Origin of the sequence: Caballeronia jiangsuensis, from assembly GCF_046030135.1 — a bacterium.
In the GTDB taxonomy this organism is placed as follows: Bacteria; Pseudomonadota; Gammaproteobacteria; order Burkholderiales; family Burkholderiaceae; genus Caballeronia; species Caballeronia jiangsuensis.
Window position 1 is genome coordinate 55,597 of the sequence record NZ_JAQQDB010000007.1, and the last position, 25,092, is coordinate 80,688.

Genomic DNA, 25,092 nt, shown 5'->3' on the forward strand with positions numbered 1-25,092 from the left:
ATCGGGCAACTTCCCGTCGATGACTGCCGGATAAGTTTCGTGACGCAACTATAGGCAAGACCGTTGCGGCACGGTACTGGCCGAAACCGGGAAGCTGTTCCCCGTGGAATGGTTAAGTTGCGTCATGAAACTTGGGTTAGGATGGGCGCCATCATGTATAGAAAACGCTTCGACGAAATGGATTGCTCGATCGCCCGCGCCCTCGACGAGGTCGGCGAGTGGTGGACGCTGCTGATCGTGCGCGAGTGCACGCAGGGCAGCAGCCGCTTCGACGAGTTCCAGAGCGGGCTCGGCATCGCGCGAAATGTTCTGACGGCTCGGCTCGAACGCTTGACCGAGCTGGGGATTCTCGAACGCTTCCCGATCGCGGAACGCGCGAATACGTTCGGCTACCGGCTGACGTCGAAAGGATCGGACTTATATCCGGTGCTGGTCGCGCTCATGCAATGGGGCGATAAATGGCTCAGGCCGAACGGCAAGCCGCCTATCGAGCTGGTGGAACATGCGAGCGGAAAGCGCGTCGAGCCCGTGGAGGTTCGCGGACCGGGCAGAGAGGCGCTGAGCTATCGGGACGTTCGCTTCGCCGCCGGTCCCGGCGCGACGAAGAAGACCCGAGATGTCATCGAGAACCGTAATGATCGGGTGCTTGGCGAGCGGGGCGAGGAATCGTGAAGGTTCGCGCCTGAAACTCAGCGCCGCTTCTGCTTGCCGAATCGCGACAGCGATTCCCTGAGCCGGGGCACGGCGAAGTCGATGAAATGCCGCAGTTTGATCGCCATGAGGTTCCTGGACACGTGAACCAGATGGACGGGCACGGGCTCGATTTCGAACTGCGATAGCAGTATTTCGATCTGTCCGCTGCGGAGCGCTTCATCGGCGTCGTGTTCGAACACGTAGGTGATGCCCGTGTCGGCCGCTGCGGCGCTGACGGCGGCGTCGGGCGACGTGACTTCGAGCCGGGGCTTCACTTCCAGCACGTAGACCTTATGCGTTGCGGGCAGCCGGAAGCGCCACGGCGACAGGTACGGGCTATTGAAGACGATGCACGAATATTTCACGAGTTCGTCGGGCTCGCGCGGCGGCGTGTGCGTTGCGAGAAAGGCAGGACTCGCGCATACGACCGGCCGCAATGCGCCGACGCGCGTGGCGATCATGTTGCTGTCCGGCAATTCGCCGATACGCACGGCGAGATCGGCGTGAGAATCGATGAGATCGATGTTCCGGTCGGAGAGAAGAAGTCGAACGGTGATGTCCGGATACTGCGCGAGGAACTGGTTGATGACCGGTAGCACATGCAGGCGGCCGAGCTGCACGGGCGCGGTGACGACCAGTTCGCCTCTTGCGGTCGCAAACTCGCCCGTGGCTTCGTGTTCCTGTTCGCGCACGAGTTCGAGGATGCGCCGTGCCGCCGCGACGTATGCCATGCCTGCATCGGTCAACGTGAGCTTGCGCGTGGTGCGGATGAGCAGCCGGCTTCCGAGCATCTCTTCGAGATCGGCGACCTTGCGGGTGAGCGTGCTGACAGGAATCTTCAGTTCGCGAGCCGCCGCCGACAGGCTTCCCCCGTCCACCGCGGTCACCAGCATTTCCATGGCTTCTAGTCGGTCCACCGCGTTCACTCACGTGGAATAAGGTCGCAGTATTGTATGGGAAGTGGCTAGCGAAGGCTCGAAGCCGAAAGCATGTTTCTGTGGAGATCGACAATGTACGCACAGGCTATCGCGCAATGCGTGGAAGCAGTCAGAACGATGGAAACGTATCTCGACAAGGCGGAGCGCTTCGCGAGCGCGAAGAAGTTCGATGCCGCCATTCTGCTGTCGACGCGGCTCGCTCCCGACATGGCCCCGTTGCTCTATCAGATACAAAGCGCCTGCGATTATCTCAAGGGTGGAGCAGCGTGGCTGTCGGGACAACAGCCTCCGCGACATGAAGATGACGAGCGAACGCTCGAAGAAGCGCGTGCGCGAATCCGCAAGACGATCGGCTTCGTCGAAAGCGTGGCGATCGAGCGTTACGCGGACGCGGCGAATCAGGTCGTGAAAGTATCGTGGGTGCCCGGCAAGCTGACCGGAGAAAACTATCTGCTGCAGATCGTGATTCCGAACGTCTACTTCCACGTTTCAATGGCTTACGCGATTCTGCGTGCAAATGGCGTCGATCTCGTGAAGATGGACTTCATCGGCCCGGTCGATGCGTTCGATGCCTGAATGGCGGGACGGCGCGGGAACCGGGACCTTCCCCGGCTTGAACGCATCACCCCGCCAGTAGCCCGGTCGCCAGTTCGCGCAGGCGCGCGCCGACGAAGCGCGCTGCTTTCGAAAGCGGGCGCTGCCGGGTGAAGCCGAGCGCGATCGTCCGCTTGATGGCCGGGCGCTCGATGCGCGCCGCAGCGAGACGGCCGGTTCTCTGCTCTTCACGCACCGCCAGTTCGGGAAGAATGGTGAATGCGCCGCCGCTGGCCGCGACCTCTTTCATTGCGATGAGCGTATCGACTTCCATCACGATGTTCAGCGACGTGCCGCTCTCGCGCGCGACGTGATCGAGCATCGCGCGCAAACCGTTCGGCGCGGCAGGAAGCACGAGCCGCAAGCCGGCGAGCTTCCTGAAGGCGATCGTCTGATTTCGAAAAACGTCGTGCCGCGGATCGCCGACAAGAAATGTATCGACGATGCCGAGCACGTCCTCGTGCCGCCCTTGCGCCGGGCCATACCGGTTGACGACGATCATGTCGAGCCGGCCATTGCCGAGTTGCTCGTCGAGCGTGCCGCTGAATCCTTCCGCGACATGCAGTTTCACGGCGGGCGCTTTCTCGCTGATGTCCGCGAACAGGAGCGGCAGCAATTGCGGCGCGAGCGACGGCAACAGGCCGATATGCACCGTGCCCGACAGCGCGCCCGCCGATTCCTTGACCGCCACCTCCAGACGCTCCGCCTGATTCAGCAGCAACGCGACTTCCGGCTGCACGCGCCGGCCGAACTCCGTGAGCATCACACCGCGGCCCGTGCGCTCGAACAGCCGGTCGCCCCATTCTTCTTCCAGTTGCGTGAGATTGCGGCTGACGAGCGATTGCGCGACGCCCAGCGCCTGCGCCGCCCGCGAGATCGAGCCGAGTTCGGCCACGACCAGGAAAGTCTCGAGCTGCTTGAGATTCATGGTTTCACAAAAGTCGATATCTGATATAGCCAATCTAACACTTCCTGATGGCGTCCGGCGCACGTAGCCTGTCGATCATGCAATCCTGATCGACGAAAACGACATGCTTACGAGACGAAACGACATCCTTCACGCGCCGGCGGCGGCGTTGTGGAATCCGGCATCGGTGGCGGTCATCGGTGCGTCGGACAATCCGAACAAGGTCGGCGGACGCCCGATTCATTACATGCGCCGCTACGGGTTCGGCGGGCGCATCCTGCCGGTCAATCCGCAGCGCGCCGAGGTGCAGGGTCTGCCGTGCTTCGCGAGCCTCGCCGATCTGCCGGAAGTGCCCGAGGCGGCGATCGTCGCGGTGTCGGGCGACGCCGCCAGCGCCGCGATCCGTGCGTGCGCGGACATGGGCGTGCGCGTCGCGATCGTCATGGCGTCGGGATTCGCGGAAACGGGCGAGGACGGCCGGGCGCTGCAGGACGAGCTCGTGCGCTACGCCCGCGCGGCCGGCATGCGCATCGTCGGGCCGAACGCACAGGGCATCGCGAATTTCGCGAGCGGCGCGGTGCTCAACTTCAGCACGATGTTCATGGAAGTCGAACCGCGGGACGGGCCGATCGCCATCGTGAGCCAGAGCGGCGCGGCGAGCGTGATGCCTTACGTGCTGTTGCGCGAGCGCGGCCTCGGCGTGCGCTATCTCGCGGCCACGGGCAACGACGCCGATCTCGGCGTATCCGATCTGGCGATGAGCGTGGCATCGGATGAATCGATCCGGCTGATTCTCGTGTACGTCGAATCGCTGTCGCAGCCCGCGATGCTTGCCGAAGCCGCGCGCATCGCACGGCAGCGGGGCGCGCACGTCGTGCTGCTCAAGGGCGGCAGCAGCACGCTGGGCGCGGCTGCTGCGGCGTCGCATACGGGCGCGCTCGCGGGTCTCGACGCCGCGCTCGATGCGTTTCTCGACAGACACGGCATCGTGCGCGCCCGCGATGTCCACGAACTCGTGAACGCGGCCTCGTTGTTCGTGCGCGGCTTTCCGGTGCGCGAAGGCCGCACGGTCGTGATGAGCCACAGCGGCGCGGTCGGCGTGCTGTGCGCGGATGCGGCCGAGCGCGTGGGCTTGCCGCTCGCGGGCTTGTCGGCGGCGACGATCGACGCGCTCACGCGGATCCTTCCCGGCTTCGCGACGGCGGGCAATCCGCTCGATCTGACCGCCTCGCTGCTCGGCAACGGCGCGCTGTTCTCGCAAGTCCTCGACGTGCTCGGCAACGATCCGCAAGCCGACATGTTCGCGATCGGCGTGCCTGTCGCCGGTCCGGGCTACGACGTGCCCGAACTCGCGCGCACGGCGGCGCGTTTCATGGCGAAGCATCGCAAGCCGATCGTCATAACCGCGCCGCAGCGCTCGGTCCGCGCCGAGTTCGACGCGTGCGGCGTGCCGACTTACATCGGCGAAACCGATGCGATTAACGCGCTCTGGCAGTACGCGCGCAGCGAGCGCATGCGCGGTGCGCCGCCGGCGTTTGCGCTGCCGCCCGCCGAAGCGGACGTTCCGCACGGTCTGCTCGACGAAGCCGCGAGCCTGAGCCTGCTGCAACGCTACGGCGTGCCGGTCGTCGATCACGCGGTCTGCGCGGACGCGGACGAAGCCGCTGCGCTCGCGAACACGTTCGGCGAAAGAGTCGTCGTGAAAGGCTGCGCTGCCGAGATTCCGCACAAGAGCGAGCACGGCCTCGTGCACATCGGCGTCGGCGCGGGCGATGCGCGTGCGGCCGCCGTTGCGTGCCTCGCACGCCTGAAGTCACTCGATGTCGGCGCGCCGCGCATCGTCGTTGCACGCATGGCGCGCGGGCTGCACGAATTCATGCTCGGCGTGACAGTCGATCCGGTGCTCGGTCCGGTCGTCGTGATCGGCGAGGGCGGCACGCTCGTGGAAGTGCGCGGCGATGTCGTGTCGCTGCTCGCGCCGTTCACGGCGGATGACGCGCTCGCGGCCATGCGCCGTCTGCGTATCGCGCCGCTGATCGATGGCTATCGCGGACAGCCCGCGCTCGATGCCGACGCGCTCGCGCATGCCGCCGTCGCCCTCGGCGATTTCGCGAGCGCCTACCGCACGTCGCTCGTGTCCGTCGACATGAATCCCGTCATGGTGATGGCGCGCGGCGAAGGTGTCGTCGTCGTGGATGCGGTCGTTCAATTCGGAGAGCGCGCATGAGCGAAGTCCTTTGCGATATTCACGACGGCGTCGCGCTCGTCACGCTGAGCCGCCCTGCGAAACTCAATGCGGTGAATCAGGCGCTGCGCGCATCGCTGATCGACACGCTCGCGCATCTGAACGGCGACGCAGCCGTGCGAGCGATCGTGCTGACCGGCGCGGGCGAGCGCGCGTTCTGCGCGGGTCAGGATCTCGAAGAAGCCGCCGGCGTCGATATCGCGCGCATTCCTGCGTGGCTCGCCAGCCAGCGCGCGATGTATCAGGCGGTGCGCGATCTCGACAAGCCGTGCATCGCCGCTTTGAACGGCGTCGCGGCCGGCGCGGGATTTCAGATCGCGTTGTGCGCGGACTGGCGCATCGCGGCGATGAACGCGCGTATCGGACAACCCGAGGTGAAGGCGGGGCTGGCGAGCATCGTCGGGTCGTATTTGATGACGCTGCATGTCGGCATGACGCACAACGTGCAGATGTCGCTGTCCGGCGATCTGATCGATGCGCGGCGCGCGTATGAAATCGGCCTCGTGACGGAGCTCGCGGAGCAATCGAGCGTGCTCGGCGTATCGCTCGAACGCGCAACGAAGCTTGCAAGACTCCCTCCTCACGCGATCAGGCTTTCCAAACAACGTATGCGCGCGATGACGCAGCCCGGCTTCGATGCTGCCTGCGCCGCGGGCATCGAAGCGCAAACCGAATGCTATGCGCACGGCGAGCCGCAGGCGGCCATGCGCGCGTTTCTCAGGAGTTCGACGACATGATCCACTACAACCAGCATTTGATCGATGGCGACATGCGCACCGCAACGAGCGCGGCCACGACGACCATCCACGATTCCACGACGGAAGCGCCGATTGCGAGCGTGGCGCATGGCAGCGCGTCGGAAGTCGATGCCGCAGTCGTTGCGGCGCGCAGGGCTTTTCCACACTGGGCGAATACGTCCGTCGATGAACGCGCGAGCTATTTGCGCGCCATCGCCGATGCGCTCGAAGCCCGTTCCGATCGCATGGCCGATGCGGTCGTCGCCGAAGTCGGCACGCCGCTCAAGCTCGCGCGGCGCATCCAGGTGCAGGCGCCGATCGCGGCGTGGCGCGCGGCGGCGTCGCTCGCTGCGGATGCGCTCGCGGAAATGCGCGTCGCGCATTCGGTGATCACGAAGGAACCGGTCGGTGTCGTCGCCGCGATCACGCCGTGGAACTATCCGCTGCATCAGATCACGGCGAAGCTGGCGGCCGCGCTCGCCGCTGGTTGCTGCGTGGTGCTGAAGCCGTCGGAACTGGCGCCGGGCGTCGTCGGCGCATTGTGCGAAGCCGTGCTCGAAGCGCGCCTGCCGCGCGGCGTGCTGAACATCGTCCACGGCGATCGCGCGACCGGAGCAGCGCTCGTCGCGCATCCGGGCATCGACATGGTCTCGTTCACGGGATCGACGGCGGCCGGCAAACAGATCGCGGCGACCGCCGGTGCGGAACTCAAGCGCGTGGCGCTCGAACTCGGCGGCAAGTCGGCGAGTATCGCGCTGCCCGACGCGGATCAGGCGATGGTCGTGAAGCACGCGCTGTCCTCGTGCATGCTCAACTCGGGCCAGACATGCAGCGCGATCACGCGGCTCATCGTGCCCGAAGCGCAGTATGCGGCGTATCGCGAGCAGCTTCGGGAAGGTGTCGCGAAGCTGCGTGTCGGCGATCCGCGCGATGCCGATTCGCGCATCGGGCCGCTCGTCTCGGCGGAACATCGGCGGAGGGTGCAGGCGTATATCGCGCGCGCCGAACAGGCAGGCCATGACGATATCGCCATCGACGTGAAACCGGATGTACCGCCGCGAGGCTATTTCGTCGCGCCGGCGATCTTCGGCCGCGTGCCGATCGGCGCGGAACTCGCGCAGGAAGAAGTCTTCGGTCCGGTGCTCGCGGTGCAGACGTATTCGACCGAAGACGAAGCCGTCGCGCTCGCCAACGGCACGGCGTACGGACTCGCGGGCGCGGTATGGAGCGCATCGGCGGAACATGCGCAACGCGTCGCGCGACGCATGCGGGCAGGCCAGATCGATATCAACGGCGCGCCGTTCAACGCGCTCGCGCCGTTCGGCGGCTTCGGGGCGTCGGGCATCGGACGCGAGGGCGGCGCGTTCGGCATCGAGGAATTCGTCGAGCTTCGCGCCATTCAGCTCGCGCAATGACATGATTCAGGAGAATACGAAGATGGATCAGCAAATCGAAATCACCCGCGCGGGCGCGCGTGAGCAGGTCGCGGTCGTATCGTTCAATCGTCCGGACAAGATGAATGCATTGACCAAGGTGATGGAAGCGCAATTGCGCGACGCCTTCGATACGCTCGACCGGAACGACGCCGTGCGCGCCATTGTGTTGACGGGCAACGGGCGCGCGTTCTGCGCGGGCATGGATATCGCCGAACTCGAAGTCCTGCCGCCCGAAGACATTCGCGCGGCCGAATGGATGCGCCCCTACGACATGAACCGCCGCGCCGATTTTCAGAGCCGCTATTCGTATTTCATGGGCGTGAAGAAGCCGGTCATCAGTGCGATAAACGGCGCGGCCGCCGGGCTCGGCCTCGTGTTCGCGCTCTACAGCGATATCCGTTTCGCCAGCGACAAGGCCATTTTCTCGACGGCGTTCGCGAAGCGCGGATTGATCGCCGAGCATGGCATCGCGTGGATACTGCCGCGCGTCGTCGGGCCGGGCCATGCGGCCGATATGCTGTACTCCGCGCGCAAGGTGAGCGCGGACGAAGCGCTCGCGATGCGTCTTGTCGAGCGCATCGTCCCGCACGACGATCTGCTTGCCGAAGCGATCGCCTACGCCGACGATCTCGCGACGAATGTCTCGCCGCGCTCGATCCGCATCATGAAGCAGCAGCTTGGCGAGGCGCCGTTTCAGACGCTCGGTGAAGCCATCAAGCTGGCGAATCGCGAGATGTTCTACAGCATCCAGAGCGAGGATTTCACAGAAGGCGTGGCGCATTTCATCGAACGTCGTCCGGCGCGATTTACCGGCGCCTGAACGCGAACATCCGACACGATCATGGCCGACAGAGCCAACCAAGGAGACACGAAAATGGATCTGGACCTGAACGCGGGCACGCTGCCCGCTGAAAACGCGCGCTCGGGCGATGCCGTCTTTCGCAAGATCGCGTGGCGCTTCATGCCGTTGCTGTTCATCTGCTACGTCGTGGCGTATCTCGATCGCGTGAACGTCGGCTTCGCCAAGCTGACGATGCTGAACGATCTCGGTTTCAGCGATGCCGCGTACGGCATCGGCGCGGGCATTTTCTTCATCGGCTATTTCATGGCGGAGGTGCCGAGCAATCTGATCCTGCATCGCGTGGGTGCGCGGCGCTGGATCGGACGCATCATGGTGACGTGGGCGATCATGTCCGCAGCGATGGCGTGGACGCACTCGACCACGCAGTTCTACGTGTTGCGCTTTCTGCTGGGTGTCGCCGAAGCCGGCTTTCTGCCGGGCATTCTGCTCTATCTGAGCCAGTGGTTTCCGGCGCATCGGCGCGGCAGGATGGTCGCGATCCTGATGGCGGGCAATCCTGTGTCGGGCATCATCGGAGGCGCGGTTTCCGGCTACATTCTTCACGCGATGAACGGCTGGCACGGCATGGCCGCGTGGCAATGGTTGTTTCTCCTGGAAGCCGCGCCCGCCGCGTTGCTCGGGCTCGTGGTGTACTTCTTTCTGACCGATAAGGTCGCCGATGCGCGCTGGCTCGATGCCGGCGAACGCGCCGTCGCGAGCGCCGAGATCGCAGCCGATGCGGCCGCGCGCACGCATACCTCGATCCGCTACGGCCTCACGGGTGGCCGCGTCTGGTTGCTGTGCGCGATCCTCTTTTTCATCGTGATGGGCACCAGCACGATCGGCTTCTTTCAGCCGACGATCATCCGTAACTCAGGCGTGAAGGACCCACTGATGATCGGCCTGCTCGCGACGATTCCCTATCTTGCCGCGCTCATCGGCATGATTTACGCGGGACGCAGTTCGGACCGCATGCGCGAGCGCCGCTGGCATGCGGTCGTGCCCGTGTTGCTCTCGGTTCCCGGCTTCCTGCTGTGCGCGTTCGGCGGCCACGAACCGCTGATCGCGATGATCGGCCTCACCATCGCAACCGCGAGCATCATCACATCGCTGCCGATGTTCTGGGCGCTGCCTTCGTCGTTTCTCGGCGGCGCGGGTGCGGCGGCGGGCATCGCGCTGATCAATTCGACGGGCAATCTCGCGAGCTTCGTCGGGCCGGCTTTGCTTGGCTGGCTGCATGGAACGACGCATTCGCTTGCCGTCGGACTGATGGTCGTATCGGGCTGCCTGCTGATCGCGTCGATGATGATTCTGCGTTGGGTTCCGGCGGATGTGGTGAACCGTTGAGGGCTGCCTGTCGTTCATTGCCGGACATGATGCTGCAAAGCTTCAGCAAGGGCAGTATCCGGATACATCGACATTAGCGATGCCGCGCGCTGCGCCAACGTGGCTTCGGCCAGCCACGGATATGTCAGCGCGTCCTGTAACTCTTGCAGCTTCATCGAGCCCGGATCGTCGATCACGTCCATGCGCTCGATGGCGATATGCAGCCCGGCGATTCGCTCGGACCCATCGGCCATGCGCGCAATGCGCCACCTGTACGTGCCCTTGCCGAGCCGCAGCGCTTCATTGTCCTTCTGCCGCATCGCGACGAGCCACGGCATCGTGCAGATGCCGTCGCCATCCGGTTCGGGCGCGGTACAGACGTAATAGGTACGGCACCGGTCGAACCGTTCGCCGAAGTCGGCGACAAGCGTCTTCGCAATCCCGGATGCGCCGCTCACGCTGCGGGGAAAATCGATTGCATTGGTTGCGATCGAAAACGTCAGCTCGGCATCGCCGGCGAAGCAATCGAAGATCAACGCAGGCTGGTTCTCGTCCTTTGCACGGATATAGCATTCCAGAAGCGAGCGCGCGGAAGACGTCGAAATTGCAGGGTTCATGGCTAAATCTCGTTTGTTAAGCTTTGCCGTATAATTACCTTTAAAAGGTAACTGCATTAGCATCCGGGAGTTTGAGTGTCATGCCGAAACAGATCGACGAATCCGCTCTGACGATTACCAATCCAGCGTGCCTCGTCGACGGGACAGACACGGAATTCCGCCATCTGATCAATGGCCTTTTGCCGTTCGCGGCGCGGCTTTTGTCCGTGCGCGACGGCTTCGGGACGATCATCGGCCTGACCGGCATCCAGTATTCGCTGCTCGTCTCCGTGTCGCATCTCTCGCATGGAGAGTCGGTCACGGTGAACCGGCTCGCGGACCATCTGCATCTGAGCGGGGCGTTCGTCACCATCGAAACCGGCAAGCTCAAGAAGCTCGGCTATATCGACAAGCGTTCGGATCCGCACGACAAGCGCAAGATGCGCCTGACCGTCACATCGAATGGCGTGAAGCTGCTTCGCGAACTGGCCGCGACGCAGCAGCACATCAACAACGTGCTGTTCGAAGGCGTGACGAAGACCGAATTCAGGGCGCTGTGCTCGGTCGTCGACAGGCTCGTCGCCAATGGCGACCGCGCGACGCTCGATCTGTCGCATCTGATTGCGCGACAGGAAAAGTCGTGACCGCGCGGCGCACGGCATGACTAGTGCGCGGCCCATTGAATCGAGTTCGGATCGACGCCTTCGAGATGCATGTCCCACAGCGGGCTTAGCGCGCGCAGCCTGATGACGGTCTCCTGAACCTGCCGGATCACCTGGTCCACTTCCGCTTCGGTCGTGAAGCGGCCGAGCGTGAAGCGAATCGAGCTGTGCGCCAGTTCATCGCTGCGTCCGAGCGCGCGCAACACGTATGACGGTTCCAGCGACGCCGACGTGCACGCCGATCCCGACGACACCGCGACACCCTTGATGCCCATGATGAGCGACTCGCCTTCGACAAACGCGAAGCTGACGTTCAGATTGTGCGCGATACGCTGTGTCAGATCGCCGTTGACATAGACTTCATCCAGTTGCAGAAGCCCGGCAAGCAGCCTGTCGCGCAATGCGCCGACGCGCCGGCTCTCCGCTTCCATCTCTTCCTTCGCGAGCCGAAACGCCTCGCCCATGCCGACGATCTGATGCGTCGGCAGCGTGCCCGAGCGCATGCCGCGTTCGTGTCCGCCGCCGTGCATCTGCGCCTCGATGCGCACGCGCGGTCTGCGCCGCACATACAGCGCGCCGATGCCTTTCGGGCCATAGACCTTGTGCGCGGTCACCGTCAGCAGATCGACGTTGAGCGCAGCGACGTCGATGTCGATCTTGCCCGCCGCCTGCACCGCGTCGCAATGAAACACGATGCCTTTCTCCCGGCATATCGCGCCGATTTCAGCGACCGGCTGTATCACGCCGGTCTCGTTGTTGACCATCATGACCGAGACGAGGACCGTATCGGCGCGCAAAGCCGCGCGTAACACGGCGATGTCGAGCAGTCCGTCGTGCCCGACGTCCAGATACGTGACGTCGAACCCGTGCCGCTCCAGTTCGCGGCACGTATCGAGCACGGCCTTGTGCTCGGTTTTCACCGTCACGATGTGGCGGCCGCGTCCCTTGTAGAAGTTCGCCGCGCCCTTGATCGCGAGATTGTTTCCTTCGGTCGCGCCCGAAGTCCAGACGATTTCCCGCGGGTCCGCGCGCAGCAGACCGGCCACATGCCGGCGCGCATTCTCCACTGCTTCTTCCGCTTCCCAGCCGTAGCCGTGGCTGCGCGAAGCGGGATTTCCGAAGCGCTCGTAAAGGTACGGAATCATTTTCTCGACCACGCGCGGATCGACCGGCGTCGTCGCGCTGTAGTCCATGTAGACGGGACGTGCAGTCATTGATCGTGTTCCCTCGTAATGGAAGTTGGCCGCAGTGTAGCCCGGACGCTCGCTTCTTCGGGCCAACACCCATTCATCGAGTAGGGTTGTCTTTTATACAAAGCTTTTTAGCCGAGGGTAAACGATAGCTTGAACAGCTCGTTCTGTTGGCATGTAATAAAAGCTATCAAACAAAGCTAAAAACAAACGCTTTGTTGAGTCCGATGAAGGCGTCGCAAACAGCGGCGCGAAGGAGAACGAGATGAAAGACAGCATCGTACGGCCGGGCAGCGATCCGGAAACGCAGCGTCAGTTCCGGTCCGCATTGTCCATGTTCGCCACGGGCGTCGCGGTCATCACGGCGCCGAGAGATGAGGGCGCGCCGATCGGCGTGACGGTCGCGTCGTTCAATTCGGTGTCGCTCGATCCGCCGCTGATTCTGTTTTCGGTGGACCGCCGCAGTCTGAGCCTCGCCGATCTGTGCGTGGCGAACAGCTACGCGGTCAACGTGCTCGAAGAATCGCAGCAGGACATGTCGAATCGCTTCGCGAAAGCCAACGGCGACAAGTGGGGCTGGCGCGATGCCGCCACGAACCCGTGCCGCGAACCGGTCCTGCTTCCCGACACGCTCGCGACCTTCGAATGCGAGCCCTATGCGCAATACGACGGCGGCGATCACGTGATCTTCGTCGGCCGCGTGATTCGTCATCGAACACGCTCGCAAGGACGTCCGCTCATTTTCTTCGGCGGCCGCTATCACACGCTCAACGGCGTTCACGCAGCGTCGGCCTGAAACGGCGGACGAACTCATTTCTGGAGAACATCATGATCAAGAACGGCACTCAACACATTGCGTCATTGCGCGACGGACGTCAGGTCTATCTCGACGGCAAGGCGGTCGGCGACGTCACCACGCATCCCGCGTTCCGCAACTCGATTCGCAGTTACGCGAATCTGTACGACTACCAGGCGCGTCCGGAAAACGTCGAGAAGATGACGTTCGTTTCGCCCGATTCGGGCAATCGCGTGAGCCGCATCTGGGAGCTGCCGACCTCCTATGAGCAACTCGTCGAACGGCGCATCGCACTCGAAGCGTGGACGGAACTGCATTTCGGCTTCATGGGCCGCTCGCCGGATCACGTCGCGTCGTGCATCTCGGGCATGGTCATGGGCATCGATCTGTTCGAGCAATACGACCCGGCACGCGCCGGCGCGCTGCGCGACTACTACAAGTATGCCCGCGACAACGATCTCTTCCTGACCTACGTGATCGTCAATCCGCAGGCGAATCAGTCGAAGTCGGCGCATGAGCAGGAGGACAAGTATCTGGCGGTCGGCATCGTCGATCAGGACGCGGAAGGCATCACGGTACGTGGCGCGAAGATGCTGGCGACGAGCGGCATTATGGCGAACGAAGTTTTCTGTAGCTGCATTCAGCCGCTGCGTGAAGGCGACGAGATGTACGCGCTGTCGTTCGCGATTCCGATGAACGCGAAGGGCATGAAGGTGATGTCGCGCAAGTCGTACGAGGAGCACGCGCAATCCGTGTTCGACAACCCGCTGTCGAGCCGCTACGACGAGAACGACGCGGTGCTGTACTTCGACGACGTCAAGGTGCCGTGGGAACGTATCTTCGTCGCCGGCGATGTGGCGATGTGCGCGAAGCAGTTTCATGTGACGCCCGCGCACGTCTACCAGAACTATCAATGTCAGGTGCGCCTGATGACGAAGCTGCGCTTTCTCGTCGGCCTCGGTCTGCGCATTTCGGAAATCAACGGCACGAATGCGTTTCCGCAAGTGCGCGAGACGCTGGGACAGCTCGCATCGGAAGCATCGATGGTCGAAGCGTATGTGTACGGCATGGAAGCGAAAGGCAGCGTGGTCAACGGCTACTACGTGCCCGACCGCAACATGCTGTACAGCTCGCAGGTGCTCACGCAACAGCTCTATTCGAAGATTCTCACCACGCTGCGCGAGCTCGCGGGCGGCGGAATGATCATGCTGCCGTCGAGCGTGCACGACTTCGAGAACCCGGACCTCGCACGCATCATCGAGAAGACGCAGAAGTCGCCCATCTGCAGCGCGGAGGAACGCGTGAAGTTCTTCAAGCTCGCGTGGGACGCTGTCGGCTCGGAGTTCGCCTCGCGTCACAACCAGTATGAGCTGTTCTATGCAGGCGCGTCCTTCGTGACGAAGGGCCATGCGTATCGCAGCTACGACTGGCGCCGTGCGACGGGTCTCGTCGACACCATGTTGTCGAGCTATTCGCTCGATTCGGAACTGGCGAAGACGCGCCAGGCCGCCTGAGACCGACTCGACGCAATCAACGCTTCCCCAAAGGAGAAACACATGGCTATCAACAAACTTCACGACGAGTTTCACGGACTCGACATGGCCGACGGCTGGCAGTTGCCGGAAGGTTACGCGCCCGGTTCCGGCGCACAGGAGCTGATCCTTTCCGGCGCGCTCGATACCGGCAACAAGCGCGGCAGCCGCACGCGATTGCTGCGCCTTCCCGCCGGCATGTACACGACGAAGCCGTTCGTCCACGACTATTGGGAAGAAGTTTTTCTCGTCGAAGGCGATCTGACCGTCGGCAATGACGAGCAAGGCGAGGGCGGCAAGCCCTTCGAGGGCTACACCTACGCGGTGCGCCCGCCGGGCGCGTGGCATGGCCCGTTCAAGTCGAACGGCGGTTGCGTGCTGCTCGAAGTGCATTACTACGATCCGGCCTGATCATGCTGCCCGCTCTCGATTCTTTGCGTGCCCAACTCGCCGATGGCCGTATCGATGCCGCGTCGCTTCTCGCGTCATGCATCGAACGTATCGGCGATGACTCGGGCGAAGGAAAGCGCGTCTTTCCGCACGGCGTGAGCGCCGCGGCAAAAACGCAGGCGACGGCGAGCGATGCGCTGCGCCGTCATGGCGTCGCGGGTCCGCTCTCGGGCATTCCGATTTCGGTGAAGGATCTGTTCGACGTGCAGGGCGAAATCACGCGCGCCGGCAGCCGGGTCCTTCCTGAGCAGGCCGCCACGCGCGACGCCGTCGCGATCGGCAGATTGCGTGCGGCGGGCGCGGTGTTCGTCGGGCGCACCAACATGACCGAGTTTGCGTACTCGGGCCTCGGCATCAATCCGCACTACGGCACGCCCGCGAATCCTTTCGACCGGGATGGCGCGCGAATTCCCGGCGGATCGTCGTCGGGCGCGGCCGTGTCGGTGACCGATGGCATGGCCGCTGCCGCGATCGGCTCGGATACAGGCGGCTCGTGCCGGATTCCCGCAGCGTTGTGCGGTCTCGCGGGCTTCAAGCCGACGGCCGCGCGCATCCCGCTCGAAGGCGCGTTGCCATTGTCGTCGAGTTATGACTCGATCGGTTCCATCGCGCAAAGCGTCGCTTGCTGCGCCGCGCTCGATTCGATCATGGCCGGCGATACCGAACCAGCGGCGATCCTGCCGCTGCCGTTGAGCGGACTGCGGCTCGCCATACCGAAGACCATCGTGCTCGACGACATGGACGCGCACGTCGCCGCCACGTTCGAGCGCGCGATTGCACGTCTGACGGCAGCGGGCGCGATCGTGCGCGAAGTCTCGTTCGAGAGCTGGCAGCAGCTTGCGACGATCGGTCAGCACGGCGGCCTCGTCGCGGCTGAAGCGTGGGCGTGGCATGTCGGACTCATCAAGCGTCATGCCGACGATTACGACCCGCGTGTGATCGCCCGCATCCGGCTCGGCAGCGAGCACAGCACCGCGGAGTACCTGCGCAATCGGGCGCTGCGTGCGCAGCGATGCCGTCAGGCCGACGAGGAGTTGCGTCCCTTCGACGCCATCGTGTGCCCGACGGTGCCGATCGTCGCGCCGCGCATCGCGGACCTCGACGAAGAGCCGGCGTACACATCGACGAATCGCTTGCTGCTGCGCAATCCGTCGATTGCCAACATGCTCGATCTGTGTTCGCTGTCGATTCCGTGTCATGCGAGCGGAGACGCGCCCGTGGGACTGATGTTGATGGGCAGGCACATGAGCGATCGCCAGTTGCTCGCGATGGGTATCGGTGTCGAGTCGGTCGTGCGTCCGCAATGATGCGGTTTGCTTAACAAATACATATCAGGAGACTTCCATGTACAGACAACTCGCGTGCACCGCGGTGTACGCCGCGGTCGCGATGACGGCGAACGCGGCCGGCGTCAGCGACGGCGTGGTGAAGATCGGCGTGCTCACGGACATGTCATCGATCTTTTCCGATATTGGCGGAAAAGGCTCGGTCGTGGCGGCGCAGATGGCCGTCGATGATTTCGGCGGCAAGGTGCTCGGCGCGCCGGTCAAGGTGATCAGCGCGGATCACCAGAACAAGACCGATGTCGCCGCGACCGTTGCACGTGAATGGTTCGACAATCAACAGGTCGACATGGTGCAGGACCTCCTGCCGTCATCCGTTGCGCTTGCCGTGTCGAACGTGGCGAAAGAGAAGCACAAGATCGCGATCGCGAGCGGCGCAGGCACGACGAAGCTCAGCAACGAGGCGTGTTCGCCATACACGATCCAGTATTCGTACGACACCTATGCGCTGACCACGAGCCTCGTCAAGGCGATGGCGCGCGCCGGCGACGACTCGTGGTACTTCCTGACCGTCGACTATGCGCTCGGCGCGTCGCTGAAGAGCGATTCGGCGGCGGCGTTGAACGCGACGGGCGGCAAGGTGCTTGGCGAATCGAAGCATCCGATGCACGCGGCGGACCTCTCCTCGAATCTGCTGCAGGCGCAGGCTTCGCACGCGAAGGTGATCGGTCTCGCCAACGCGGGCGCGGATACCGTCAACGCGATCAAGACCGCGCGCGAATTCGGTATCAACGCGCCGGGCAAGCAGAAGATCGCGGGTCTGCAGATGTTCATCAGCGACGTTCACAGCCTCGGTCTCAAGTCCGCGCAAGGGATGATGCTGACCACGCCTTTCTACTGGGACCGCGACGAAGCGAGCCGCGCATGGTCGCAGCGCTTCTACGCGAAGACGGGCCGCATGCCGACGTTCATCCAGGCGGGCGTCTATTCATCGACGCTGCATTACCTGAAGGCCGTGCAGGCGAGCGGCACCGATGCATCCGACGCGGTGCTCGCGCAGATGCGCAAGACGCCCGTCAACGACTTCTTCGCGACCAACGGCGTGATCCGCGCGGACGGGCTGATGGTGCACGACATGTACATCGCCGAGGTCAAGAGCCCGGAGCAGTCGAAGAAGCCCTGGGATTACTACGCGATCAAGCAGACCATTTCAGCGCAGGACGCCTACGCGCCGCTCGGCGCGAGCCGTTGCCCGCTGGTCGGCGGCAAAGTCGCTGCATCGAAATAAACGGAGACACTGATGAAGGCCATCACATTCAACATCGAAACGCGCGACGGCAGTGTCGAGCGCGCCATTTCAATCGACACGCTCGTCATCGCGGGCTGGACCGGACGCGACACCGAAGCGATGGAGAAGCACATCCGCGAGCTCGAAGAACTGGGCATCAAAAGGCCTGCCTATACCCCGGTGTTCTATCGCGTGGCGGCCGATCGCTTCGGGCCTGCATCGACGATGCAGGTCTCGGGCGAGGAGAGCAGCGGCGAAGCGGAATTCGTGCTGGTGAAGGACGGCGGCGAAGTGTTCGTCGGCGTGGCTTCCGATCACACGGATCGGCAGGTCGAGGCCTATGGCATCACCGTGTCGAAGCAGATGTGCGACAAGCCGTGCTCGAACACGCTGTGGCGGCTAAGCGACGTGGCGGATCACTGGGATGCGTTGCTGCTGCGTTCGTACGCGACGATCGACGGCGAACGCGTGCTCTATCAGGACGGCAAGGTAACCGCGATGCGCTCGCCGCAGGACTTGCTCGACCAGTTCGCGCAACGCGGCGGCGAGTTCGTCGATGGAACCGCGATGCTCTGCGGCACGCTGGCGGCCATCGGCGGAATTCGCCCGGCGCAGCGCTTCGAGACCGTGCTCGAAGACCCGGTGCTCGGCCGCGCGCTGCGGCACGCTTATGAGATCGAGACGCTGCCGGTGATGGGCTGAGGAGAGCGCGATGACGCATGCAGACATGATTCTGGAGACAAAGGGTTTAACCAGGCAGTTCAACGGCTTCACGGCCGTCAAGGGCATCGATCTTCGTGTGCGGCGAGGCACGATCCACGCGCTGATCGGACCGAACGGCGCGGGCAAGACCACGTGCTTCAACCTGCTGACGAAGTTCCTGACGCCGACTTCGGGACAGATCTTTTTCGATGGCCGCGAGATCACGCGCGCCGCGCCCGCGGCGATCGCGCGCAAGGGCGTGATCCGCTCGTTCCAGATATCGGCGGTGTTCCCGCATCTGACGCCGGTCGAGAACGTGACCATCGCCTTGCAGCGTCCGCTCGGCGTGTCGTTTTGCTTCTGGAAAAGCAGCGCGATGCTGACGCGATTGCGGGAGCGCGCACTCGATTTGCTCGGCGAGGTCGGCCTCGCCGCATACGCCGATGTGAAGACCGTCGAGCTGTCATACGGCCACAAGCGCGCGCTCGAAATCGCCACGACACTCGCGATGGATCCTGTGCTGATGCTGCTCGATGAACCGACGCAGGGCATGGGACACGAGGACGTCGATCGCGTGACGGCGCTCATCAAAAAGGTATCGAGCGGAAGGACGATCCTGATGGTCGAGCACAACATGAAGATGGTGTCGAGCATCGCGGACACGATCACGGTGCTTCAGCGTGGCGAGATTCTGGCGGAAGGCGATTACGCTTCCGTCTCCGCGAACCCGCAAGTGAAGGAAGCGTACATGGGGACCGAAAATGAATCGCTCGCACATTGAAGCGCCGGATGATGCCGGCATCGACACGGCGACATGCGAAGACGCGCTGCGTGTCGTGGGCCTCGAAGCGTGGTACGGCGAATCGCATATTCTGCATGGCGTGGACCTGCGTGCGGCGCGCGGCGAGGTGGTCACGCTGCTCGGGCGCAACGGCTCGGGCCGCAGCACGACGCTGAAGGCGATCATGGGCTTGACCGATCGGCGCAGCGGCTCGATCCGCATCGATGGACGCGAGACGATCGGCCACGAGCCGCAGCGCGTGGCGCGCCTCGGCGTCGGCTATTGCCCGGAGGAGCGCGGCATCTTCGCGGGGCTGTCGTGCGAAGAGAATCTGTTGCTGCCGCCGCGTCTGCCGGACGCGAAGGGCACGCCGATGCCGCTCGAAGAAATCTACGCGATGTTCCCGAACCTGGCCGAGCGTCGCGCGAGTCAGGGCACGCGTCTGTCGGGAGGCGAGCAGCAGATGCTCGCGATCGCGCGCATTCTGCGCACCGGCGCCGACATTCTTCTGCTCGATGAAATCTCCGAAGGGCTCGCGCCGGTGATCGTGCAGACGCTCGCGCGCGTCATCAGGCTGCTGAAGTCGCGGGGCTTCACGATTCTGCTCGTCGAGCAGAACTTTCGCTTCGCCGCGCCGCTCGCCGATCGCTTCTATGTGATGGAGCACGGACGCATCGTCGATGCCTTCGAGTCGGCTCGTCTTCCCGAGAAAACGGCCACGCTGCAAGCGCTGCTCAACATCTGACCGGAGCGAAACGTCATGGAATTCTTTGGTATGCCGCTACAGGCGGTATCGGGCCAGCTCGTCCTCGGTCTGATGAACGGCTGCTTCTATGCCGTGCTGAGCCTCGGCCTGTCTCTCATCTTCGGCCTGTTGAACGTGATCAATTTCACGCACGGCGCGTTCTTCATGCTCGGCGCGCTGTTCGCGTGGATGGGCACGAATTACTTCGGCTTCGACTACTGGCTGATGCTCGTTATCGCGCCGCTGGCGGTGGGCGCGGTCGGCGTGCTGGTCGAACGTTCGATGCTGCGCCGTCTCTACAAGCTCGATCATCTGTACGGCCTCTTGCTCACGCTCGGCGTCACGCTGATCTTCGAGGGGCTGTCGCGTTCCGTGTACGGCGTCTCGGGGATGTCGTACGCCGCGCCCGATAGCCTCGCGCGCGCCGTCGATCTCGGCTTCATGATGCTGCCCGCGTATCGCGCATGGGTCGTCGTCGCATCGCTCGCCGTGTGCGGGGCGGCGTGGTGGGCGATCGAGCGCACGCAACTCGGCGCGCTGTTGCGCGCGGCGACCGAGAACCCGCGCCTCGTCGCGGCGTTCGGGGTCGATGTGCCGCGCATGGTGTCGCTGAGCTATGGCTTCGGCGTTGCGATCGCCGCGTTCGCGGGCGTGCTCGCCGCGCCGGTCATGCAGGTGTCGCCGCTGATGGGGCAGAGCGTGATCATCACCGTGTTCGCGATCGTCGTGATCGGCGGGATGGGTTCGATCGCCGGATCGGTGCTGACGAGTCTCGCGCTCGGCATCCTCGAAAGCCTGACGAAGCTGTTCTATCCGGAGGCTTCGGCGACGGTGGTGTTCGCCGTCATGGCGCTGGTTCTGCTCGTGCGTCCCGCCGGGCTGTTCGGTCAATCGAAATGAGGTGTCTCATGCATAACCGCTTCGCATTCGTCGTCGCATTGGCCGTCCTCGCCGCCGCGCCGTGGCTCGGCGCCTATCCGGTCTTCATGATGAAGCTCATGTGCTTCGCGTTGTTCGCCACGTCGCTGAACCTGCTGCTCGGCTATGTCGGTCTGCTGTCGTTCGGTCATGCGGCGTTCTTCGGCGTCGCGGCCTACGTCGCGGGCAGCGCGTTGCGCGATCACGGTTTGCCGCCCGAAGCCGCGTTGCTGCTCGGCGCGGGCACTGGGGCCGCGCTCGGCCTCGTGATGGGCTTGCTCGCGATTCGCCGCAAGGGCATCTACCTCGCGATGGTCACGCTCGCGCTCGCCCAGATGATCTATTTCTTCTGCGTGCAGGCGCCGTTCACGGGCGGCGAGGACGGCATGCAGGGCGTGCCGCGCGGGCGGCTGTTCGGCGTGCTCCCGCTCGACGACCTGACGCTCTACTACGTCGTGCTGGCCATCGGTGCGATGGCGTTCGCGTTCATCGGCCGCGTGATCGATTCGCCGTTCGGCCGGATTCTCGGCGCGCTGAAGGAGAACGAGGCGCGCACGGTTTCGCTCGGCTACGACGTCGATCGCTTCAAGCTGCTGGCGTTCGTCATATCGGCTGCATGTGCGGGCCTTGCCGGCGCGATGAAGACGCTCGTGCTCGGCTTCGCCACGCTGTACGACGTGCACTGGACGATGTCGGGCACCGTGATTCTCATGACCCTGCTGGGCGGTCTCGGCACGCGGTTCGGCCCGGCGGTCGGCGCGGTGATCGTCGTCGGGCTCGAAACGAAGCTGGCCGCGTTCGGCACGTGGCTCGCGGAGCTTACGCATATCGCGTGGTTTCAGGGGCTGGGCGAATCGGTCAGCATCGTGACCGGGATCATGTTTGTCGCCTGCGTGCTGCTGTTCCGGCGCGGCATCGTGGGGGAGCTGGCTCAGTGGTACGGTCGTCGTGACCGTGAAGGCGGACGCTTGCCCGCGCATCTGGTCAGCCACGACGGTACCTGAGTTGTCGTTACTTGGCAGGCAGATAATCGAACGGACCTTTGGACGTGACGAAGAAGATGCACTCGGTCTGCGAGATGCACTTCGTCACGTGCTGTTCGCCGCCTTTCTGATACCAGTACGAGCCGGCCGCAAGCGGATGATCCTGCCTCGAGCCGGGCGCTTCGTTGGCGACGACGCCAGCAATGACGACGCCGTAATACGAGTAGGTGTGCGTGTGCACGCCGCTGGCAGTGCCGCCAGCCATCTTGATGTAGTTGCTATGAACACTGGACGCCGGGTCGCCCCAGCCGTTCGCGATGGTCAGACCTTCCTTGTTCTGGTAGAACTTCAACTCGGTTACTGGAACGACCTTCGATGTATCGGCGTAAAGATCGGCTTTGTCGCCGGCCGCTGCTGCAAGTACGGGGAGTGCCGCGAGAAATGCTGCTGCTGCTGCGAGTCGTTTGGCTTTGGTTGAGAAAGACATTTCGGATTCCTTTAGGATGTTGTCGAATCTATTGTTTGCTGCGAAGAATTTCGGCCCGGAGATAAAACCCCGGCACCGTGTGTTCAGGCTTTTTGCGTTTGCTGACCGTACAGTTGTTTGCGATGCTCATCCGTCAATTGCGAAGGACGGATCTCTTCACCCAGCGCGTATGCGCGTTTCACGGCAGGTCGATTGCCGACGCGATCCAGCCAGCGGGCGACATGTGGAAACTCATCCAGGGCAATCCCCTGCGCGGCGTACTGCAAAGCCCACGGGAAAGCGGCCATATCGGCAATGGAATACTCGTTCGCAATGTATTCCCGATCGGCCAGGCGCTTGTTCAGAACTGCGTAGAGGCGCTTTGCTTCTTTACTGAACCGGTCGATCGCGAGCGGCTGCGCTTCCGGCGCATAGTTTCGAAAGAAGACTGTCTGGCCCAGGATCGGCCCGAGGCCGGCCACCTGCCAGAACAGCCATTGCAAGACTTCGACGCGACCCTGCGGGTTCGTCGGAATGAACCGGCGCGTTTTCTCGGCGAGGTGCAGAAGAATCGCGCCGGACTCAAAGATCGACACGTCGAGTTCACGGTCGACAATGGCAGGCATTCGATTGTTTGGGGAAAGCTTCTCGAATTCAGGCGTGAACTGAACACCCTTCCCGATATCGACGGGGTGAACCCGGTAATTCACCAGCGCTTCTTCGAGGAAAATGGCGACCTTCTGACCGTTGGGCGTCGGCCAGTAATAGAAGTCGACGCCGGCGGCAGTCGCGTTCGCTGCTGTGTTCATGATGGATTTCTCACTAGTCATACGGGGGATCACACGGTTCGTGCGATTGATGACGCCCAGTATGTGCCGTGGCCGGAAGGTGAGAAACAGGGCTAGCCCGAAAGGATCTTTCGCGAAACGCGAAAGCTGAGGCTGCGCGCGTCGGCTATGCGTACCACAGTGCGGTGTCGGCCCTCAACGTTTCCACCGCCAGATCGACGAATACGCGCACCTTTTGATTGACGTGTCTGCCTTCGCGATGCACGACGTTGATGGGAAGCGTGGCCAGCTCGTGCTCCGGCAGCACGACTTGCAGCTTTCCTGCCGCCAGCGCGGGTGCGATCTGACAGGACAGCAGGCACACGATTCCCAGTCCGGATATCGCAGCCGACATCGCCGAGTCGTTTGTCGTCGTGATCAGGCGTGGCTGGATGGGCACGACGATCGGCTTGCCGTCCACGCGAAAGCGCCATTCGGGCGATGGCGTCGAGGGAAGCGACTGGATCGTCACATGTGACGTGAGATCCTCGGGCTTTTGCGGCTCGCCGCGTGCCTGGAGATAGGCCGGCGACGCGCAAAGAAGGCTGCGCACCTTGCCCACCGAGATTGCCTGAAGAGAAGAATTGGGCAGATCGCCGATACGGATCGCAACGTCGACGCCCTCGTCGACCAGATTCACGGTTCGGTCCAGAAACCAGCAGCTCGCGATGACATCCGGATATCGCGCGAGATATTCCTGGACGATCGGCGTCACATGGGTATTGCCGAGAACGATGGGCGCGGTCACCGTCAGCTGGCCTCGCGGCGACGTGCGCGCGCCGGCCGCGGCGAGTTCCGCCGCCTCCACGGTCGCGAGAACGCGGCGGCATTCATCGAAGAATGCGGCGCCGGCATCCGTCGTTCGGACGATGCGCGTTGTGCGGTTCAGAAGGCGCACACCGAGATGCTCCTCGAGATCGTTGACCAGACGGCTGATAACGGATGTCGAGACCTGGAGCTTGCGTGCCGCCGAAGAAAAACCTTCTGTTTCGACGACCGTCACGTAAGTCGCCATAGCCTGAAGTTTGTCCATATTTCGACGCGACCCGAAAGAAGAATCGAGGCAGTTGCCGTGCGCTATCGAGTCCCGGCGGATGGGCGGAGACTCGATGAACGATAGGCAATGATATGGGAAGCGGGCGTACCGCGAGGCTAACAACAACGCGTTGAGGGATAAACGCTATTCGTCCAACGCGATTGCGAGGCGATAATCAGGACATTCGACCACTCGATGAACCAAGATGCGCGACCGAATCGACGATGAGATCACCTTCCGCAAGCTCGAAGTCCTGCTCGCATTCATGGAGACGGGCAATCTGGCGAAGGCGGCCGAAGCGCTGAACGTGAGCACGGTCAGCGTGCACCGCGCGCTGCACTCGCTCGAGCAAGGCGTGCGATGCGCGCTGTTCCGTCACGAGGGCCGCAATCTCAAGTCGACCGAAGCGGCGCAGATGCTCGCCGACGTGGCGCAAGAGGTGATGACGCTGATGTCCGACGGCATTCGCGCGACACGCGAGGCGGCGGGTTATTCGTCAGACCGGCTCAGGATCGGTTCGCTGTATTCGCTGACCATTAAAACGGTGCCCGGCATCGTCGTCGATATCAAGGTGCGCAGGCCGACACTGCACGTCGAACTGGTGCTCGGTCCGAACGTAGAACTGGTCGACAAACTGAAGCGGGGCGAAATCGATGCGGCGCTGATGGCGGTGCCGGATGCCGAACCCGAGATCGAATCCATCCCCCTTTTCGAAGACGATATTTTCTTCGCCGCACCGGCGGGTTCCGCCTACGCAAATCAGGAAGCAGTCGATCTGCGCGACTGCCGCGACGAAGCATTCGTTTCGCTCGGCGAGGGCTTTGCGACCTATCACGGTTTCGTCGAGGCATTTCGCGTCGCCGACTTCACGCCGAACGTGACGATGCGCACCGGCGATATCTTCTCGCTGATGAACCTCGTGAGCGGCGGCGTCGGCTACACGCTTCTGCCCGGGCGCGTGCGCGGCGTCTTCGGCGACAAGGTGCAATTCATTCCGCTCAAGCCGCAGTACCTGATGCGCCAGACTATCGGCGTGAGCTTCCTGCGCGCGCGCGAGCGCGACCCGAACCTGCTCGCGCTGATGGCCGTCTGCCGTCTGCGCACGAGAAGCGCCGGCTGA

26 protein-coding genes are annotated in these 25,092 nt (G+C 63.4%); 19 read left to right on the plus strand and 7 right to left on the minus strand.

Going from position 1 to position 25,092, the window contains the following annotated elements; translation table 11 throughout:
* Nucleotides 1-153 precede the first annotated feature (153 nt).
* Nucleotides 154-672: a winged helix-turn-helix transcriptional regulator gene (locus PQR08_RS09350; RefSeq protein ID WP_250487288.1), complete on the plus strand. Its 519-nt coding sequence runs from the start codon at nucleotides 154-156 to the stop codon at nucleotides 670-672.
* A 17-nt stretch (nucleotides 673-689) separates the two neighbouring features.
* On the opposite strand, the gene PQR08_RS09355 is transcribed toward PQR08_RS09350, so the two are convergent.
* The gene (locus PQR08_RS09355) at nucleotides 690-1,592 is read right to left on the minus strand and encodes a LysR family transcriptional regulator (protein ID WP_250487289.1); all 903 of its coding nucleotides are present in this window, start codon (nucleotides 1,590-1,592) and stop codon (nucleotides 690-692) included.
* A 111-nt stretch (nucleotides 1,593-1,703) separates the two neighbouring features.
* Here PQR08_RS09355 and PQR08_RS09360 point away from each other — a divergent pair, with 111 nt between their 5' ends.
* A complete protein-coding gene (locus tag PQR08_RS09360) occupies nucleotides 1,704-2,207 on the plus strand; it encodes a DUF1993 domain-containing protein (protein ID WP_250487290.1) in 504 nt (167 codons plus the stop codon).
* 46 nt (nucleotides 2,208-2,253) lie between these two features.
* On the opposite strand, the gene PQR08_RS09365 is transcribed toward PQR08_RS09360, so the two are convergent.
* A complete protein-coding gene (locus tag PQR08_RS09365) occupies nucleotides 2,254-3,153 on the minus strand; it encodes a LysR family transcriptional regulator (RefSeq protein WP_238211637.1) in 900 nt (299 codons plus the stop codon).
* Nucleotides 3,154-3,256: 103 nt separating this feature from the next.
* On the opposite strand from PQR08_RS09365, the gene PQR08_RS09370 reads away from it, so the two are divergent.
* Genes PQR08_RS09370 through PQR08_RS09390 form a run of 5 tightly spaced genes read left to right on the plus strand, consistent with a single transcriptional unit; the run spans nucleotide 3,257 to nucleotide 9,738 of the window.
* Nucleotides 3,257-5,359 carry an acetate--CoA ligase family protein gene (locus PQR08_RS09370; protein ID WP_250487291.1) on the plus strand — a complete coding sequence of 701 codons (2,103 nt, stop codon included), beginning with the start codon at nucleotides 3,257-3,259 and terminating at the stop codon, nucleotides 5,357-5,359.
* On the plus strand, nucleotides 5,356-6,114 hold the full coding sequence (locus PQR08_RS09375; RefSeq protein WP_250487292.1) for an enoyl-CoA hydratase/isomerase family protein: 759 nt from the start codon (nucleotides 5,356-5,358) through the stop codon (nucleotides 6,112-6,114). Before PQR08_RS09370 ends, PQR08_RS09375 begins: the two co-directional genes overlap by 4 nt.
* Nucleotides 6,111-7,529, plus strand: coding sequence for an aldehyde dehydrogenase family protein (locus PQR08_RS09380; protein ID WP_408161265.1), 1,419 nt, complete (start codon nucleotides 6,111-6,113; stop codon nucleotides 7,527-7,529). The genes PQR08_RS09375 and PQR08_RS09380 overlap by 4 nt, the downstream gene beginning before the upstream one ends.
* Before the next feature lie 22 nt (nucleotides 7,530-7,551).
* Nucleotides 7,552-8,370 carry an enoyl-CoA hydratase gene (locus PQR08_RS09385; RefSeq protein WP_250487294.1) on the plus strand — a complete coding sequence of 273 codons (819 nt, stop codon included), beginning with the start codon at nucleotides 7,552-7,554 and terminating at the stop codon, nucleotides 8,368-8,370.
* Nucleotides 8,371-8,424: 54 nt separating this feature from the next.
* Nucleotides 8,425-9,738, plus strand: a complete 1,314-nt coding sequence (locus tag PQR08_RS09390) for an MFS transporter (protein WP_250487295.1) — start codon at nucleotides 8,425-8,427, stop codon at nucleotides 9,736-9,738.
* A 14-nt stretch (nucleotides 9,739-9,752) separates the two neighbouring features.
* On the opposite strand, the gene PQR08_RS09395 is transcribed toward PQR08_RS09390, so the two are convergent.
* Nucleotides 9,753-10,391, minus strand: a complete 639-nt coding sequence (locus PQR08_RS09395; RefSeq protein WP_313761218.1) for a hypothetical protein — start codon at nucleotides 10,389-10,391, stop codon at nucleotides 9,753-9,755.
* Nucleotides 10,392-10,414: 23 nt separating this feature from the next.
* On the opposite strand from PQR08_RS09395, the gene PQR08_RS09400 reads away from it, so the two are divergent.
* A complete protein-coding gene (locus PQR08_RS09400; RefSeq protein ID WP_187603593.1) occupies nucleotides 10,415-10,957 on the plus strand; it encodes a MarR family winged helix-turn-helix transcriptional regulator in 543 nt (180 codons plus the stop codon).
* Nucleotides 10,958-10,977: 20 nt separating this feature from the next.
* Here the strand turns inward: PQR08_RS09400 and PQR08_RS09405 are convergent, their stop codons facing one another.
* Nucleotides 10,978-12,189: an IscS subfamily cysteine desulfurase gene (locus PQR08_RS09405; RefSeq protein WP_250487296.1), complete on the minus strand. Its 1,212-nt coding sequence runs from the start codon at nucleotides 12,187-12,189 to the stop codon at nucleotides 10,978-10,980.
* 241 nt (nucleotides 12,190-12,430) lie between these two features.
* Between PQR08_RS09405 and PQR08_RS09410 the strand changes: the two genes are divergently transcribed.
* Genes PQR08_RS09410 through PQR08_RS09455 form a run of 10 tightly spaced genes read left to right on the plus strand, consistent with a single transcriptional unit; the run spans nucleotide 12,431 to nucleotide 21,664 of the window.
* Nucleotides 12,431-12,961: a flavin reductase family protein gene (locus tag PQR08_RS09410; RefSeq protein ID WP_250487297.1), complete on the plus strand. Its 531-nt coding sequence runs from the start codon at nucleotides 12,431-12,433 to the stop codon at nucleotides 12,959-12,961.
* 32 nt (nucleotides 12,962-12,993) lie between these two features.
* Nucleotides 12,994-14,475: a 4-hydroxyphenylacetate 3-hydroxylase family protein gene (locus PQR08_RS09415; RefSeq protein WP_035498998.1), complete on the plus strand. Its 1,482-nt coding sequence runs from the start codon at nucleotides 12,994-12,996 to the stop codon at nucleotides 14,473-14,475.
* 42 nt (nucleotides 14,476-14,517) lie between these two features.
* Nucleotides 14,518-14,904, plus strand: coding sequence for a hypothetical protein (locus tag PQR08_RS09420; RefSeq protein WP_035498997.1), 387 nt, complete (start codon nucleotides 14,518-14,520; stop codon nucleotides 14,902-14,904).
* Nucleotides 14,905-14,906: 2 nt separating this feature from the next.
* Nucleotides 14,907-16,250, plus strand: coding sequence for an amidase (locus PQR08_RS09425; RefSeq protein WP_250487298.1), 1,344 nt, complete (start codon nucleotides 14,907-14,909; stop codon nucleotides 16,248-16,250).
* Between the two features lie 37 nt (nucleotides 16,251-16,287).
* A complete protein-coding gene (locus PQR08_RS09430) occupies nucleotides 16,288-17,514 on the plus strand; it encodes an ABC transporter substrate-binding protein (protein WP_250487299.1) in 1,227 nt (408 codons plus the stop codon).
* 12 nt (nucleotides 17,515-17,526) lie between these two features.
* Entirely contained in the window at nucleotides 17,527-18,216 is a 690-nt protein-coding gene (locus PQR08_RS09435; RefSeq protein WP_250487300.1) for a DUF2848 domain-containing protein, read from the plus strand.
* Between the two features lie 10 nt (nucleotides 18,217-18,226).
* A complete protein-coding gene (locus PQR08_RS09440; RefSeq protein WP_250487301.1) occupies nucleotides 18,227-18,997 on the plus strand; it encodes an ABC transporter ATP-binding protein in 771 nt (256 codons plus the stop codon).
* Nucleotides 18,978-19,742: an ABC transporter ATP-binding protein gene (locus PQR08_RS09445; protein WP_250487302.1), complete on the plus strand. Its 765-nt coding sequence runs from the start codon at nucleotides 18,978-18,980 to the stop codon at nucleotides 19,740-19,742. The genes PQR08_RS09440 and PQR08_RS09445 overlap by 20 nt, the downstream gene beginning before the upstream one ends.
* A 15-nt stretch (nucleotides 19,743-19,757) precedes the next feature.
* Complete coding sequence (locus tag PQR08_RS09450; protein WP_035498991.1) at nucleotides 19,758-20,642, plus strand: branched-chain amino acid ABC transporter permease; 885 nt, start codon at nucleotides 19,758-19,760, stop codon at nucleotides 20,640-20,642.
* Between the two features lie 8 nt (nucleotides 20,643-20,650).
* The gene (locus PQR08_RS09455) at nucleotides 20,651-21,664 is read left to right on the plus strand and encodes a branched-chain amino acid ABC transporter permease (RefSeq protein WP_250487303.1); all 1,014 of its coding nucleotides are present in this window, start codon (nucleotides 20,651-20,653) and stop codon (nucleotides 21,662-21,664) included.
* Nucleotides 21,665-21,671: 7 nt separating this feature from the next.
* Here the strand turns inward: PQR08_RS09455 and PQR08_RS09460 are convergent, their stop codons facing one another.
* The 3 genes from PQR08_RS09460 to PQR08_RS09470 form a co-directional block, all read right to left on the minus strand.
* Nucleotides 21,672-22,130, minus strand: a complete 459-nt coding sequence (locus PQR08_RS09460) for a DUF4437 domain-containing protein (protein WP_250487304.1) — start codon at nucleotides 22,128-22,130, stop codon at nucleotides 21,672-21,674.
* An 83-nt stretch (nucleotides 22,131-22,213) separates the two neighbouring features.
* On the minus strand, nucleotides 22,214-22,918 hold the full coding sequence (locus PQR08_RS09465; RefSeq protein ID WP_250487305.1) for a glutathione binding-like protein: 705 nt from the start codon (nucleotides 22,916-22,918) through the stop codon (nucleotides 22,214-22,216).
* Between the two features lie 145 nt (nucleotides 22,919-23,063).
* Entirely contained in the window at nucleotides 23,064-23,969 is a 906-nt protein-coding gene (locus PQR08_RS09470) for a LysR family transcriptional regulator (RefSeq protein WP_187603582.1), read from the minus strand.
* Nucleotides 23,970-24,177: 208 nt separating this feature from the next.
* Between PQR08_RS09470 and PQR08_RS09475 the strand changes: the two genes are divergently transcribed.
* Nucleotides 24,178-25,092: a LysR family transcriptional regulator gene (locus tag PQR08_RS09475; protein ID WP_035498987.1), complete on the plus strand. Its 915-nt coding sequence runs from the start codon at nucleotides 24,178-24,180 to the stop codon at nucleotides 25,090-25,092.

Excerpts from the sequence above, each read along its gene's own strand:
- PQR08_RS09350 (WP_250487288.1), top strand. The coding sequence starts at position 154 with ATGTATAGAAAACGCTTCGACGAAATGGATTGCTCGATCGCCCGCGCC.
- PQR08_RS09355 (WP_250487289.1), bottom strand. The coding sequence starts at position 1,592 with ATGGAAATGCTGGTGACCGCGGTGGACGGGGGAAGCCTGTCGGCGGCG.
- PQR08_RS09360 (WP_250487290.1), top strand. The coding sequence starts at position 1,704 with ATGTACGCACAGGCTATCGCGCAATGCGTGGAAGCAGTCAGAACGATG.
- PQR08_RS09365 (WP_238211637.1), bottom strand. The coding sequence starts at position 3,153 with ATGAATCTCAAGCAGCTCGAGACTTTCCTGGTCGTGGCCGAACTCGGC.
- PQR08_RS09370 (WP_250487291.1), top strand. The coding sequence starts at position 3,257 with ATGCTTACGAGACGAAACGACATCCTTCACGCGCCGGCGGCGGCGTTG.
- PQR08_RS09375 (WP_250487292.1), top strand. The coding sequence starts at position 5,356 with ATGAGCGAAGTCCTTTGCGATATTCACGACGGCGTCGCGCTCGTCACG.
- PQR08_RS09380 (WP_408161265.1), top strand. The coding sequence starts at position 6,111 with ATGATCCACTACAACCAGCATTTGATCGATGGCGACATGCGCACCGCA.
- PQR08_RS09385 (WP_250487294.1), top strand. The coding sequence starts at position 7,552 with ATGGATCAGCAAATCGAAATCACCCGCGCGGGCGCGCGTGAGCAGGTC.
- PQR08_RS09390 (WP_250487295.1), top strand. The coding sequence starts at position 8,425 with ATGGATCTGGACCTGAACGCGGGCACGCTGCCCGCTGAAAACGCGCGC.
- PQR08_RS09395 (WP_313761218.1), bottom strand. The coding sequence starts at position 10,391 with ATGCAGTTACCTTTTAAAGGTAATTATACGGCAAAGCTTAACAAACGA.
- PQR08_RS09400 (WP_187603593.1), top strand. The coding sequence starts at position 10,415 with ATGCCGAAACAGATCGACGAATCCGCTCTGACGATTACCAATCCAGCG.
- PQR08_RS09405 (WP_250487296.1), bottom strand. The coding sequence starts at position 12,189 with ATGACTGCACGTCCCGTCTACATGGACTACAGCGCGACGACGCCGGTC.
- PQR08_RS09410 (WP_250487297.1), top strand. The coding sequence starts at position 12,431 with ATGAAAGACAGCATCGTACGGCCGGGCAGCGATCCGGAAACGCAGCGT.
- PQR08_RS09415 (WP_035498998.1), top strand. The coding sequence starts at position 12,994 with ATGATCAAGAACGGCACTCAACACATTGCGTCATTGCGCGACGGACGT.
- PQR08_RS09420 (WP_035498997.1), top strand. The coding sequence starts at position 14,518 with ATGGCTATCAACAAACTTCACGACGAGTTTCACGGACTCGACATGGCC.
- PQR08_RS09425 (WP_250487298.1), top strand. The coding sequence starts at position 14,907 with ATGCTGCCCGCTCTCGATTCTTTGCGTGCCCAACTCGCCGATGGCCGT.
- PQR08_RS09430 (WP_250487299.1), top strand. The coding sequence starts at position 16,288 with ATGTACAGACAACTCGCGTGCACCGCGGTGTACGCCGCGGTCGCGATG.
- PQR08_RS09435 (WP_250487300.1), top strand. The coding sequence starts at position 17,527 with ATGAAGGCCATCACATTCAACATCGAAACGCGCGACGGCAGTGTCGAG.
- PQR08_RS09440 (WP_250487301.1), top strand. The coding sequence starts at position 18,227 with ATGACGCATGCAGACATGATTCTGGAGACAAAGGGTTTAACCAGGCAG.
- PQR08_RS09445 (WP_250487302.1), top strand. The coding sequence starts at position 18,978 with ATGAATCGCTCGCACATTGAAGCGCCGGATGATGCCGGCATCGACACG.
- PQR08_RS09450 (WP_035498991.1), top strand. The coding sequence starts at position 19,758 with ATGGAATTCTTTGGTATGCCGCTACAGGCGGTATCGGGCCAGCTCGTC.
- PQR08_RS09455 (WP_250487303.1), top strand. The coding sequence starts at position 20,651 with ATGCATAACCGCTTCGCATTCGTCGTCGCATTGGCCGTCCTCGCCGCC.
- PQR08_RS09460 (WP_250487304.1), bottom strand. The coding sequence starts at position 22,130 with ATGTCTTTCTCAACCAAAGCCAAACGACTCGCAGCAGCAGCAGCATTT.
- PQR08_RS09465 (WP_250487305.1), bottom strand. The coding sequence starts at position 22,918 with ATGAACACAGCAGCGAACGCGACTGCCGCCGGCGTCGACTTCTATTAC.
- PQR08_RS09470 (WP_187603582.1), bottom strand. The coding sequence starts at position 23,969 with ATGGACAAACTTCAGGCTATGGCGACTTACGTGACGGTCGTCGAAACA.
- PQR08_RS09475 (WP_035498987.1), top strand. The coding sequence starts at position 24,178 with ATGCGCGACCGAATCGACGATGAGATCACCTTCCGCAAGCTCGAAGTC.